Source organism: Ottowia caeni (assembly GCF_050821495.1).
Classification (GTDB): domain Bacteria; phylum Pseudomonadota; class Gammaproteobacteria; order Burkholderiales; family Burkholderiaceae_C; genus Ottowia; species Ottowia caeni.
On record NZ_CP151080.1, the window covers coordinates 1872013 to 1885067 of the forward strand.

The following is a 13055-nucleotide window of genomic DNA, read 5'->3' on the forward strand; positions in this document are numbered from 1 at the left end:
CTGATGAGGGCTTTTCTCGTCGTTGCCCATGTCGGGCGATTACGTAGTCAACGCCAACAATTCGTTCGCACTTACACCTGCCGCCACCCTCGTGAGAATTTGTGGCAACTGGGCCGCCACGTGCACCATGTGGTGGTTCATGTCAACTTCGACCCAGGTGCCCAAATTTCCGCAACTTGCTTCCCCGTTGGCGCAGCGCCATGCATAGTCATCGCCGAAGGAATAGTCGCGGCCCATGTACACCTGCGAGCCCAAAACGCGACGGGCCAACTCGTAATACTGTTGGTACTTCAGGCCTTCCCTCAGGCTATAGCCACGGAAGATGTGATGATGCAGGCCTCTTGTGTATCGGATCTTGGCGTTTGGATGCTTGGGGATGATCTTGTCTGAGAAGTTGGGATGCACGATGCCGTAATCTCCGAAGGCAATTCCTTCAGAGGGGACGCCGGTGGCGACATTGAGCCAGAGCGGCATCTCCTGTCGATAGAACGCCTTGGTGTCTTCCTTTTCGACACCACTCACATCTTTTGGCATGCTGGAACCTATGACGGAAATCAGCCCGAACTTCGCGACCGTCAACGCATCGTCAATGAAGTCTTGTGTGAGGCCGCGCAGACGAACAAGCGACACCGCATCCAGCCCCCCTAGGGATTCGAGGTCAATCAAAATCTTTGTGTCGCTTGTCGGAATGCCTGCATAGCGTAGACGTTCAACAATGTCGGCGATTGCGTCTTCCCCGGCTTCGAGGTCGTCGATCTTGAGGCGAAACGTGAGGCCGCGCCCCTGTCGGGCTGCAATAGGAGCAATGCGGTCCCACAACTCGGGTTCGTGGTCGAAGCCGAACACTGGGGTGAACAAAATGCCCAAGCCGCGCAAGTTGGCGCACAGCGCCTCAAGTGCCGGGCTGCCATCATTGGTCACATGCTCAGGGGCAATGGAATGCAGATCGACGCTGACCGCATTTTGTGGGCAGTGCTTTCGCAACTGATCAGCAAACCGAACGCACGCTGTCTCGATGGATTCGTTCTCATTCGGAGACAAAAGCTCGACGAGAGCATGAACGTGAGGAGCCAGTGAATGCGGGATCTTGCCAAGCGCCTTGAGATCGTTAGCTTTGCCTTTAAGAATCGGCGAGTACAGAGTCTTTGCGTTCACTGCCAACCTCACTCAAATGAGACTTCAGGAAACTGGTTGCGAACCTCGTTCGTGCCCAGCAAATCACCAAACACACGGAAATTTCCACTCTCTCGACGGATGCGCCCGGCAACAATCGCAGGGTGGACCATCTGTTCTTTTGCAAACCGAATGATGCGTTCCCGACTAGGCGCGGAAACGACTTCGCTTCGTCGCCAAGCTGCTCTTGATATCAACGCGTCACGAGCTATACGGTTTGCCTCGATCTCCAGCGTTTCCGTTGCATCGCTGTCTTCCAGACGATCCAGGAATGCATCCCCCGGATTGCTTAAATGCTTCATCACATGCGCAAGCTCGTGAAGGAGCGTGAACCAGAAGGAATCGATGCGATCAAATCGAAGCGTCAGCCCAATAACTGGGGAGCCATCTTGATCGAGAAACGCAGCGCCATCAAGTTGCGTTGCAGCAAGATGCGGCTCAATCACGACCGGAATGCCTTTTCCTTCAATCAACTCACGGGCCAACCGCATGCCGTTCTGATGCCAGCTCAAATGCACGACTTGGGTCAAGAATGCAGCGTCAATGGCCTCAGGTTGATAGGTCGGCAAACGCCGACTAGCCTTTCGCTTTCTTGCTATGTCTACGACACGAGCTTTCCAAGCCAGCAGACCGTAACGAGATTTTGGGTTGACGGCATCACCCCGAAGTCCTTGCCGAGCCAAGATCGGAGAGCCATGGTTCGGAGGGAGGATGCTGGTCACAAAATCTCGTGCCAATTCACTCAGCGTTCGAGTATTCCTCTTTGGTACCTCATTGAAGTAGCCGTGACGCTCCATCTCCTTTACGGGGAAGCGATTCCAATCAACTTCAGCATCGACGACATCAATGATCGGTTCTGAAACTGGGAGATTTGAGTCAGCGACAAGAACGTCAGCCGAGATACCCAAGCCCATCGAAATCTCACGGATCATCTGAACCGTAAGCGGACGCTTGCCTGCCAGCACTTCAGATACACGACTTCTTGATCCAAAGTAAGGCACCAAGTCAGCTTGTCGAAGCCCCTGTTCATGCATCCGAAACTGGATTGCATCTATGGGACTAGGCGTGTCGAACTTGAACCGGCTTTTTTCATACTCCTCGACAAGGAGAGAAAGCAGTTCAAGTCTAGCGCCTGCCGAAGAGTCTGGCGAAGGGTCTGCAAGGGCAAGACGCTCCACCTCGCTCAGGTACAAGCGATAGTCGGCTTCCGTCTTAATGATCTTCGGTTCCATCAGTATTTCTTTGTGTATTCGGCGTGGGTTCCGATCCACTCCACGACTACGACACCTGTTTGATATGCAACGACGGTGACGAGTCTGTACTCGTTGCCTCTCACGTTGAATATCACGATATTTCTCTCAAGCATGCTGGCAGAGGCATACCTGTCCTTGATGTCCTGGGGGTGCACCATTGACTTCCACCAACGTCTGAAATCCATGTGCCAATCCACTTTCGACAATCGGCATGCGCAGCACAGAACTGGTCAAGTTTTTCTCGTCCAATGATTCGCATGGGTGTGCTTGACCTTGTTCATGGCTAAGAGCATATCATGTTGTTATCGATTTGGGAACATTGACGTACGTTCCCAGTGTGGGATCGATCTTGGGGCTGCTTGGTCTGGCATCGGTGTCCAGTTTTTCCAGGAGCCGCTATAGGGCTAGAACGGGGCTTTCAAGCAAATCCGCCAACAGGCGGCGTGTGACTTGCCGGTCGGGCTGCTGTTCCAGCATGCGACGAAGTTCTTGCACAAATTGGCGGTATGGGCCGATGGCATCGCAGGTCAGAGGCAATACCTTGCAGGCGGATGGCCGACAATCTCATTCCCGAGTCCAAGTTGACCCTGTGCGTGAACGCTGAGTGACATCGGTCGCTGCCGGCTTCTACATTGCTGGGCGTCGCGCAAAAGAGATTGAACCAGTAGAGATGAGATCCGCGCGTTGGGGCGAAGTCCGCTTGTTTTGTGTAAGCAGACACTTTGCTGGATTTGTTGAGCAGTCGGAATGGGGCGATCGCAAGCCCTGGCGAATGACCGCTGCGCGGCTTCCTACGAAGCAGCTAAGCTGCGGCGCGACCGTACAGGGTTGATGGGCCGCTTGCGCTGCAAAGCCGAAATTGTCAAATACGCAACTGCATTGGCAAGGCAGAGCTTCCGATAGAGTGGGGGAGGTCACGCCAGGTACTGTTTCCAGTTGCATGCATGCTCACAGAAATCGGGTCGCTAGTCAGCTGAGATCTAGCCCGTATATCGAACCTGAGCGATCGGTGTGAAAGGGCATGCTTGCATTGCAGCAAGAAAGCACGACTTACTGTTGCTTCGAATTGACGCCACCAGATACCTTTGCTTCGCCGATCGAGAGAGAAACAATCCTGCGGCCGTTCGAAGCTATTTAATCGGCGTATGGGCACAATGTGCTCAGGTAAGTGAGCTAACCAATAACCATTCGGGGACACCATGCGGAACTTGATCTTCTTTCTTTGTTGGCTGATGCTGGGGTCAGCTTTCGCGCAAGACCTACCGCATTGGCGACTTTCCACACCAGACGAACAGCGCCTGGATGTCGCAGCGTTCGAGGGTTTCGACGACGGCATAGCCACAGCCATGGGTGACGTTCAAAGCGTGGTGGTGGTTCTACAGGGCCGTACCGTTTACCAGTACTACCGCGATGGCAATCCCGACACTCTACGAAGTACTCAGTCCGTGACCAAGAGTGCACTCGCAATGCTGGTGGGGACCGTCCTGCAAAATGGACAACTGAAATCGCTGGATCAGCCTGTGGTCGATTTCATGCCTCACTGGCGCTCCCTCAATCCGGACCCTCGTACCCACGACATCACGCTCCGGCATCTGCTTTCCATGACGACTGGCTTTGAGGTGAACGACCCTACTGGAACAGCCGCTCAGTTGGCCCCGGAGGTGGCGTGGGCAAGGCCGATGCATGCAGAGCCCGGCGTAAAGTTTGCCTATGACAATAGTGGGCCACCCATCGTTCAGGCGGTCATCGAGAAAATTACTGGCCGCACTATCGACGAACTCGTGCGCAATCAACTCGTCACGCCCCTTGATTTGAAGGAGCCACGATACGTTCGGGGCGGCGCCTGGATGAGAACCGCAGACATGGCCAAGCTGGGCTATCTGCTGCTGCGCGACGGCCGCTGGGCAGACCGCCAACTGCTACCCCCTGGGTTCGCGGCCGAATTGGTCAAACCGCAAAGTGAGGGTGGGCTCCCGGCTCGTATGCCCTATGGACTTTTTTGGTGGACCCCATCCAGCTCAACGTACATCGCCAGCGGCTACGCCGGGCAATTTATCTGGGTGCATACGCCACTGGATCTGGTCGTTGCGGTGAACTCCACGGTGTCATTGGACAGCATGCAACGAGGTCAAGCCGCGCGACTGATAAGAGGACGCATTTTTCAAGCCGCTCAAAAGCGGCTTGAAATGAACAGGAAGTAGCTTCTTCACAAAACTTTCATTCAATTTCCTTCGAAAGCTTCAGCATGAACCAGATCATCAATGCCCGACTCCGTGGCCAAGAGGGTCTCTTTAACATTAAGTGGGAGCACGGCCTTTTCAGCGCGGTTGAACTGCAATCATCTCGAGTCGAAGGTCGGCACAGTCCTGATGACGTTATTGATGCGGGTGGCAATCTTGTCATACCGCCTTTGGTAGAACCTCACATTCATCTCGATGCGGCGTTGACCGCGGGTGAGCCCAGTTGGAACCTCACGGGTACTTTGTTTGAGGGTATCGAGCTGTGGTCCAAGAGGAAGGCCATCGTAACCAAAGAGGACACCAGATCCCGCGCGCTCCGCACTATCCGCATGCTCGCAGCTCATGGTATTCAGCACGTGCGTACGCATGTAGACGTGACCGAGCCAGGCTTGGGTACGTTGAAAGCGATGTTGGAAGTGCGCGAAGAAGCGCGTGAACTGGTCGATCTTCAGATTGTGGCCTTTCCCCAGGAAGGCATCGAGTCATTCTCAAACGGCCGCTCATTGATGACCGAGGCGGTCGAAATGGGGGTCGATGTCGTTGGTGGGATTCCCCATTTCGAGAACACTCGCGATCAAGGCGTTTCCTCTATTCATTTTCTGATGGACCTCGCGGAGCGACATGGTCGCCTGGTGGATGTGCACTGTGACGAAACCGATGATCCGCATTCACGATTTCTGGAGGTGCTGGCCGAGGTGACTCGCGTGAAAGGCATGGGCGCGCATGTGACAGCCAGTCACACCACCGCCATGGGCTCCTATGACAACGCTTATTGCTTCAAGTTATTCAGACTGCTCAAACAAGCGGAACTGAATTTCATCTGTTGTCCCACCGAGAGCATTCATCTCCAGGGGCGGTACGACAACTATCCGAAAAGACGGGGCTTGACCAGGGTGCCGGAGCTCGATCACGCGGGACTAAACGTTTGCTTTGCGCAGGATTCCATCGTCGACCCTTGGTACCCGCTAGGTAACGGAAACATCCTGCGCATCCTGGACGCCGGCCTGCACATCTGCCACATGCTGGGCTACCAGAACTTGCAGCGGGCGCTCGATTTTGTGACGGACCATAGCGCCCGAACATTGTCTTTGGGTGAGCGCTACGGAATCCAGGTGGGAAGGCCAGCCAACCTCGTGGTGATGTCGGCCGAGAGCGACTATGAGGTGCTACGTTCCCAAGCCTGTGCGCAATGGTCCATCCGGGGTGGAAGAGTGATCATGCGCAGGCGGGAGAAGGAAATTGAATGGAGCTAATCAGTCCACGTCATCCAGCGAATCACTCAAGCTGAAATGGTTCTCACTGCATAGCTCAGTCCGCTGGAGATCACCTCCAGAAGCCGATCAATGTTGGGATGCTTCCCAGGGTTCTGTCGTGCATCATCTGTGTGCTCGGCAAACAGCGTCAGTCCTTCTTGCGCCGCCGCCGGATTGATGCTGCCATGCTTGGCTGCAAGCGCCGCGTACACGGTTAGCGAGCCGGTTTTCCCCGGCTGGTTGGGTATGCTGGCCACAACATTTCCCGTATCGTCAAGAAGTTCGACGGCCGCCAGATGAGCAATGGAGGGTAGTTGACGCAAGTTGTCGGCAAAAGCCATGATGATTCCTAATTCGGGCTGATTAAAAGCAGATAACTAAAAAATGTTGCGACCATGCCGGTGTCACACGGGCTGCTACGACCTGTGATCCTCCTGCACTCACAACATCGGCAGCCCTGCGTGGTTCTGCAGTCGTGCGTACAGCCCATCTGCTGCAAGCAACTCGGCGTGAGTGCCTTGCTCGGCGATTCGGCCATGTTCCATCACGATGATGCGATCGGCATGTTCAATCGTCGAAAGCCGGTGCGCGATGACCAGGGTCGTGCGCCCTGCCATGACGCGGGCCATGGCTTGTTGTACCAGTCGCTCGCTTTCCGTATCCAAAGCAGAAGTGGCCTCGTCCAAAAGCAGCACGGGTGCATTCTTGTAGAGTGCACGGGCAATTGCCAGTCGCTGGCGTTGGCCGCCAGACAATTCGGTGGCGTTGTGGCCCAGCACGGTGTCGATGCCATCAGGCAGTGTGGCCACATGGGTCGCCAGGTTGGCATCTTCCAGACACGCTTGCACGCGGGCGCGGTCGATGTGCGCAGCACCGAGCGCCACGTTGGCGGCTACGCTGTCGTTGAGCATGGTGACATCCTGGCTAACCATGGCAAACTGTGCACGCAACGAACTCAAGGGCACTGCGTCAAGGTCCGTGCCGTCGAGAAAAATCTTCCCAGCGACCGGATGAACAAACCGCGGCAGCAAGTTCACCAGCGTGCTTTTGCCGGAACCCGAGGGGCCTACCAGCGCAACGGTTTCACCGGCTCGGATGTACAGACTTACTTTATCCAGGGCAGGTGACGCGTCGTCGCGGTATCGAACGATCACATCGCGTAGCTCAATCTCGCCGAGCACCCGCTCCGGGAAAGGCGTTGTGCCGGCGCGAATGTCAGGCTCGGACTGGACGCTGTCCATCATGTCCAGGCCGCGTTCAAGGGCGGCCATGCCGCGTGTAATGGGGTTCACCACGTCGGCCAGTCGACGCGTGGGTGCCACGAGCATCAGCATGGCACCAATAAAGGCCACGAAGCCGCCCACGGTAATCGCTCTTCCGTCTGCGCCCTGTCCCTGCGACAGCGCGATGCCAATCATGGTCGAGAGCGCCACTGCAGCCACCATCTGAGTGAGTGGCGTGGTGGCAGCCGACGCACGCGTGGATTTCAGCGCCAAATCACGCAGTCGGCGGCTGAGTCCTTCGAAGCGCTCCGATTGAGCTGCCTGAGCACCATGCAGGCGCACCATGCGATGGGCGAGAACGTTTTCTTCCACAACGTAGGCAAGCTCATCGGTAGCCACCTGACTTTGCCTCGTCACTTTGTACAGGCGCCGCGACATCACCTTGAGAATCCAGGCCACGCACGGCACCAACACCAGCACGATCAGAGTGAGCGACCAGTTCAAGTAAAACAGGTAAGCCAGCAGCGCAATCACCGTGAAGCTGTCGCGCGCTCCAGTGATCACTGCCTGAACCAGCTGCGAGGCACCTGTTTGCACTTCATAGACGATGGTATTGGCGAGCTGGCTGGCCGATTGGCGAGAAAATAATGAAAGATCGGCTGTCAGCAGGCGCTCGAACAGTTGGCGCCGCAGCACCAACATGCCTTCTCCAGCTATTCGGGCCAGCGCGTACTGCCCGGCGAACTGAGTCAAGCCGCGGATCAGGAACAAGCCGATCACGGTCACCGGCACCATCCAGATGGGCAGTTGGCCTTGGGTAAAACCCTTGTCAAGCAGCGGTTGCAACAAGGCCGGAATGGCCGGCTCTGTGAGTCCCGTGGCGACTGTGGATCCGATGGCCAGGGCCCACCCGGCACGATACTGTCTGAAATAACCCCATAAACGCAGCAAGCGTTCCTTCATGGGGCGTTGGCTGGAGGGGCTGGGCTGTGGATCGGGTGAGGGCATGGGGCTGAAGTTTAGGGCGTGTCGGTGCCTGGGGTTTTCTCTTGTTCGGCCGATTTCAGGGAACCTTGCAGGCTCCCAATTGTCGTACTTGCGATCCTGAGAGCGTGTTAAAGCATCAACGTGATACACAGTTTGTCACGAGCCTTCACGCCGAGTGTGTAACATTCATCCTGTGCTTGGAATTACCCAGCTCACTATTTCATCGCATGAAATCCGCATCTCCAGTTTGGTTTTCTCCCGGCGTTCGACGCCGAGGTATCGTGGCCGCCCTCATGGCCACGCCCGTACTGCCCGCATTGGCGCAGTTTCGCGTTGAAGTCTCAGGCGTTGGCTTGACACAAATGCCTATAGCGCTTGTGCCGTTTCGGGACGAAGGCTCTTCGCCGCAGAAAATCAGTGCAATTATCCGTGCTGATCTTGAGCGCAGCGGCCGTTTTCGGGGCGTCGATCCTGGCAGCGAGGTAATGGATGAAACCACGCGTCCCGACATGTCGGGGTGGCGCCAGCGGAGTGCAGACTCTCTCGTTGGCGGTAGTGTCACACGTCTTTCGGATGGTCGGTTTGACGTGCGCTTTCGACTCTGGGACGTGGTGCGCAACCAGGACCTAGGGGGCTTGGGCTATGTGGTGCCACAGGCCGACCTTCGGCTGGCGGCTCACAAGATTGCCGACTACATCTACGAGAAACTAACCGGGGAGAAGGGGGTGTTCTCCACCCGACTGTCCTACGTCACCAAGGGGGGTGGCCGCTATACGCTCTGGGTTGCCGATTCCGATGGCGAGAACGCCCAGGCTGCGCTGGGAAGTCCGGAGCCGATCATTTCGCCTGCATGGTCACCCAGTGGCACGCAGTTGGCCTATGTGTCGTTCGAATCTCGCAAGCCCGTCATCTACCTGCATGATGTGGCCACGGGTCGACGTCGGTTGCTGGCCAACTTCCGTGGTTCGAACAGCGCGCCTACATGGTCTCCTGATGGTCGAAATCTCGCGGTAACCCTTTCGCGCGACGGTGGCTCGCAGTTGTATTTGATCAGCGCAAGCGGCGGCGAACCCAGGCGGCTCACTCAATCGCAAAGTATTGACACCGAACCGGTCTTCTCGCCCGACGGCAGCAGCATTTACTTCGTCAGCGATCGCGGGGGCGCACCTCAAATCTACCGCATGTCCTCCAGTGGTGGCGAGGTGCAACGCGTGACCTTCAACGGAAACTACAACGTTTCGCCCTCCATCAGCCCTGACGGGCGCTGGTTGGCCTATGTCTCCCGCATTGGCGGTGCCTTCAAGCTGCAGGTCATGGAACTCGCCTCGGGTAACGTGGCGTCTATTACAGACTCCTCCGAAGACGAGAACCCAAGTTTTGCACCCAACAGCAAACTCATTGTTTACGCCACTCGGCAGGGCGGGCGTGAGGCTTTGATGACCACCACGCTCGACGGCAAGATCAAGGCAGCTTTGGCGGGCAAGGGCGGCGAACTTCGCGAGCCTTCGTGGGGCCCGTTTCAACGATAGTTTTTTTACTCGGATTAATCCAGGGAGAATCATTCATGATCAAGCGTTATTTCATGTTGGCCACCATCGCGGCGGCACTGGCTGGTTGCGGCTCCAATGTCAAACTCGACCCGCCTGTTCAGGGCAGCGCGTCGGGGACTACTGGCGCCGCAGGTACTTCAGGTGCAGATGCTGGTGCGGTGGGCCAAGGGGCAGGAGGCCAGAGCTCCGTCGCAGCGGTGCAGGCCGGCCCTTCAGGCGGCGACAAGGCCGGACCGGCTGGGGTGGCGCGAATCATCTATTTCGACTACGACAGCTTTGTTGTCAGATCTGATTTCCAACCAGTTGTCGATCAGCACGCACGCTTCCTGCAAAGTGATCGCAACCGCAGTGTTGTGCTTGAAGGCAATACCGATGAGCGCGGCAGCCGCGAGTACAACCTGGCGCTGGGGCAAAAACGTGCCGAAGCAGTGCGTCGTGCACTCACCCTTGTAGGCGCTTCTGATGCGCAAATCGAAGCGGTCAGTTTCGGCGAAGAAAAGCCGGCTGCTAACGGCGGCGGGGAAGACGCATACGCGAAAAACCGCCGCGTTGAATTGCGTTACCGCTAAGGCATGAGCGGTTTCATGCATAAGCCTTATCTTCGTGCGGTGGTGCTGGCCACGGCGTGTTTGGCAGGGCAGGGCGCGCAAGCGCAACTGTTCGGAGACGATCAGGCCCGCCAGGCCATTCTGGATCTGCGCCAGCGTTTTGACGCGTCCGTGAATGCGCAGAACCGTTTGGTGGACGAGAACACTCAGTTGCGCCGCGGCATGCTTGATCTCCAGCAGCAGATCGAATCACTGCGCGCGGAGTTGGCAAAATCTCGTGGACAAGAGGAGCAGTTCGCACGCGAGTTGTCTGAATTGCAGAAGCGCCAGGGCGGCGTGCAGCAGGAGCTGAGTGAACGGTTGAAAAAGCTCGAAGCAAGCGAAGCGACGCGCGCGGCTCCCCCAGAACAAGGTGCATCAGACGGCGCACCCGGCACGCCACCCGCAGCCGAGGCCGCGGAAAAGCAAGAGTATGAAGCGGCCCTTGCCGTGTTCCGCTCGGGTGACTTCACCGCCGCGCAGACTGGCTTTGCGAACTTCATCAAGCGCCACCCGCGCAGCACGTTGGCACCGTCAGCCCTGTTCTGGTTGGGCAACGCGCAATATGCCACTCGCAACTACAAGGAAGCCATTACCAACTTCCGATCGCTGCTGGCAGCAGCGCCAAGTCATGCCAGGGCGCCTGAGGCCATGCTTTCCATCGCCAACTGCCAGACCGAGCTCAAGGACACGCGCGGGGCCAAGGCCACGTTGGAGTCACTCGTCAAGACCTACCCGCAGTCAGAGGCTGCGCAGGCGGGTCGCGACCGCCTCGCGAAAATGAAATAGCACTGCGGACTGGCATTGCCGTTCAAATGGCAATATAATCCGCAGTTCCCTTGCCGCACCCCATCTTGACGCTGGGGGCGGCTTTTTGGTTGCCGGGTCTTCAATGCCCCGGCGCCGTATTCATCCACAAGGAGTTTGAATGCGTCATTACGAGATTATTTTGCTGATCCATCCGGATCAGAGCGAGCAAGTTCCCGCCATGCTGGAGCGCTACAAGGGCATGATCACCGCTGGCGGTGGTCAAATTCACCGTGTTGAAGACTGGGGTCGCCGTCAACTGGCCTACCAGATCAACAAGCTGGCCAAGGCGCATTACCTGTGCGTCAACATTGAGGCTGATCAAGCCGTCATGGGCGAGCTGGAGCATGCTTTCCGCTTCAACGATGCCGTTCTGCGTCACCTCACAGTGCAAAAGCCCACCGCTGAAACCGGCCCGTCTTCAATGATGAAGACCGTCGAGCGCGAAGAGGCTCGCAAGGCTCAGCAGGCAGAAACAAGCAACTGATGACGGCTTTGCGGGCGTGAACCGCACTGACCTCACTGCCTGTATCGCCGAGTGCGGCGTTATCAGGTACACCCCGGCAGGATTGCCGGCTCTGGACTTAAGGCTTGAGCATGAGTCCAGTGCCGAAGAGGCTGGCGTAACGAGGCAAGTGAAGGCTTCGCTCAAGGCCGTCGCCATTGGCGCGATGGCCGAAAGGCTCGGCAAGCAGGCGGTAGGGTCGCAGTGGCGCTTTACCGGCTTTCTGGCAAGCCCCCGCAACGGCAAGCACGTAGTGCTCCATATTCAGGATTTTCAGCAAGATTTGTAAGGAGGCCCAGATGGCCACGTTCAAGAAATTCAACAAGGACAAGCGTCCTAAGCGCAACACTCAGTCGTTGCTATTCAAGCGTAAGCGCTTCTGCCGCTTCACCGTGACTGGCGTGAAAGAGATCGACTACAAAGACGTCGACACTCTGCGCGACTTCATTGGCGAAAACGGCAAGATCATCCCCGCTCGCCTGACCGGCACGCGCGCGTTCTTCCAGCGCCAGCTAAACACTGCCATCAAGCGTGCTCGCTTCCTGGCAATGCTGCCCTACAGCGACCAACACCGCGTCTGAAGGAGAAAAGCAACATGCAAGTTATTCTTCTCGACAAGATCGTCAACCTGGGTGGCCTGGGTGAAATCGTCCGCGTCAAAGACGGTTATGCCCGTAACTTCCTGATCCCTACCGGCCGCGCTCGCCGCGCTACCGAAGCCAACAAAGCCGAGTTCGAAGCACGCCGTGCCGAACTCGAAAAGCAAGCTGCTGAGAAGTTGGCAGAAGCTCAAGCCCAAGGCGAGAAGCTGGCTGGCAAGACCATCAAGCTGACCCAGAAGGCTGGCGTTGACGGCCGTCTGTTCGGCTCGGTAACCAACCACGACATCGCCGACGAACTCAAGAAGCAAGGCTTCGACGTGATCAAGTCGCAGGTGCGCATGCCTTCTGGCCCGATCAAGGTCGTGGGCGACAACACCGTGACTGTGTCTTTGCACACTGATGTGCAAGCAGAGATCACTGTGTCGGTGTACGGCGAAACCGCCTGATTTCCTGACACGGCTCTATCAGCCGCCAGCCCGAGAGGGCGGCGGCTTTTTTATTTTTGTGCACAAGCTTGTCCACAGTTTGAGGGCGGATGTGCACAACACATGCACAACTCATGCACAGGTTGTTCAGCTGCTTCCTAGCATTAGGGTTCGACATTAAGTTGGAGCCAGCGTAGCATGCAGCCTGGAGCTTCAACCTAGGTCCGGCAGTTGACCGCTTGCAATCTTCAGCAAAGCCGCATGAACACTCGATTTCTATGCTCCGATAACGCTCACCCATTTGGTGGGAGCGCTACGCACCCGATCAGGCCGCCCTCGGGCACGCTGGCGGCGTTGCTCGTTCTTGCAGGCACGAGCCTGCTGCGTCCTCACGTCTTGCCAGCGTACCCGATGACGACCTGTTCGGGCGCGTCCAACTGCCGGATCTAG

Annotated in this window: 15 protein-coding genes; 10 read left to right on the plus strand and 5 right to left on the minus strand. The window is 57.0% G+C overall.

The features are described from left to right. Nucleotides 1-39: 39 nt before the first annotated feature. From AAAK34_RS09060 to AAAK34_RS09070, 3 genes are read right to left on the minus strand one after another with little or no spacing between them, the layout of a single operon-like run. Nucleotides 40-1155, minus strand: coding sequence for a beta family protein (locus AAAK34_RS09060; protein WP_231695047.1), 1116 nt, complete (start codon nt 1153-1155; stop codon nt 40-42). Nucleotides 1156-1163: 8 nt separating this feature from the next. Continuing rightward, on the minus strand, nt 1164-2405 hold the full coding sequence (locus AAAK34_RS09065; RefSeq protein ID WP_231695046.1) for an ImmA/IrrE family metallo-endopeptidase: 1242 nt from the start codon (nt 2403-2405) through the stop codon (nt 1164-1166). Beyond that, on the minus strand, nt 2405-2611 hold the full coding sequence (locus AAAK34_RS09070) for a type II toxin-antitoxin system HigB family toxin (protein WP_431777952.1): 207 nt from the start codon (nt 2609-2611) through the stop codon (nt 2405-2407). Before AAAK34_RS09070 ends, AAAK34_RS09065 begins: the two co-directional genes overlap by 1 nt. 1014 nt (nt 2612-3625) lie before the next feature. Here AAAK34_RS09070 and AAAK34_RS09075 point away from each other — a divergent pair. Then, nucleotides 3626-4627 (plus strand): serine hydrolase domain-containing protein, encoded by a 1002-nt coding sequence (locus AAAK34_RS09075; protein WP_231695044.1) that lies wholly within the window; start codon nt 3626-3628, stop codon nt 4625-4627. A gap of 44 nt (nt 4628-4671) precedes the next feature. Next, nucleotides 4672-5919 carry a cytosine deaminase gene (gene codA, locus AAAK34_RS09080; protein WP_231695043.1) on the plus strand — a complete coding sequence of 416 codons (1248 nt, stop codon included), beginning with the start codon at nt 4672-4674 and terminating at the stop codon, nt 5917-5919. 26 nt (nt 5920-5945) lie between these two features. On the opposite strand, the gene AAAK34_RS09085 is transcribed toward codA, so the two are convergent. Both AAAK34_RS09085 and msbA read right to left on the minus strand, forming a co-directional pair. Next, complete coding sequence (locus tag AAAK34_RS09085) at nt 5946-6260, minus strand: DUF2322 family protein (protein WP_231695042.1); 315 nt, start codon at nt 6258-6260, stop codon at nt 5946-5948. 99 nt (nt 6261-6359) lie between these two features. Next, entirely contained in the window at nt 6360-8150 is a 1791-nt protein-coding gene (gene msbA, locus AAAK34_RS09090; RefSeq protein ID WP_431777953.1) for a lipid A export permease/ATP-binding protein MsbA, read from the minus strand. A gap of 206 nt (nt 8151-8356) precedes the next feature. Here msbA and tolB point away from each other — a divergent pair, with 206 nt between their 5' ends. The 8 genes from tolB to AAAK34_RS09130 all read left to right on the plus strand — a co-directional run bounded on the left by tolB (nt 8357) and on the right by AAAK34_RS09130 (nt 13055). Next, entirely contained in the window at nt 8357-9658 is a 1302-nt protein-coding gene (gene tolB, locus AAAK34_RS09095) for a Tol-Pal system beta propeller repeat protein TolB (RefSeq protein ID WP_431777954.1), read from the plus strand. 35 nt (nt 9659-9693) lie between these two features. After that, the gene (gene pal, locus AAAK34_RS09100) at nt 9694-10248 is read left to right on the plus strand and encodes a peptidoglycan-associated lipoprotein Pal (RefSeq protein ID WP_231695039.1); all 555 of its coding nucleotides are present in this window, start codon (nt 9694-9696) and stop codon (nt 10246-10248) included. Nucleotides 10249-10263: 15 nt separating this feature from the next. After that, the gene (gene ybgF / locus AAAK34_RS09105; protein WP_231695038.1) at nt 10264-11055 is read left to right on the plus strand and encodes a tol-pal system protein YbgF; all 792 of its coding nucleotides are present in this window, start codon (nt 10264-10266) and stop codon (nt 11053-11055) included. 139 nt (nt 11056-11194) lie between these two features. Beyond that, a complete protein-coding gene (rpsF, locus tag AAAK34_RS09110) occupies nt 11195-11560 on the plus strand; it encodes a 30S ribosomal protein S6 (protein ID WP_231695037.1) in 366 nt (121 codons plus the stop codon). Nucleotides 11561-11576: 16 nt separating this feature from the next. Beyond that, on the plus strand, nt 11577-11867 hold the full coding sequence (gene priB / locus AAAK34_RS09115) for a primosomal replication protein N (protein WP_231695036.1): 291 nt from the start codon (nt 11577-11579) through the stop codon (nt 11865-11867). 10 nt (nt 11868-11877) lie between these two features. Next, on the plus strand, nt 11878-12159 hold the full coding sequence (rpsR, locus tag AAAK34_RS09120) for a 30S ribosomal protein S18 (RefSeq protein ID WP_231695035.1): 282 nt from the start codon (nt 11878-11880) through the stop codon (nt 12157-12159). A gap of 14 nt (nt 12160-12173) precedes the next feature. Further along, entirely contained in the window at nt 12174-12626 is a 453-nt protein-coding gene (gene rplI, locus AAAK34_RS09125; RefSeq protein ID WP_231695034.1) for a 50S ribosomal protein L9, read from the plus strand. Nucleotides 12627-12866: 240 nt separating this feature from the next. Beyond that, nucleotides 12867-13055 carry a hypothetical protein gene (locus AAAK34_RS09130; RefSeq protein ID WP_431777955.1) on the plus strand — a complete coding sequence of 63 codons (189 nt, stop codon included), beginning with the start codon at nt 12867-12869 and terminating at the stop codon, nt 13053-13055.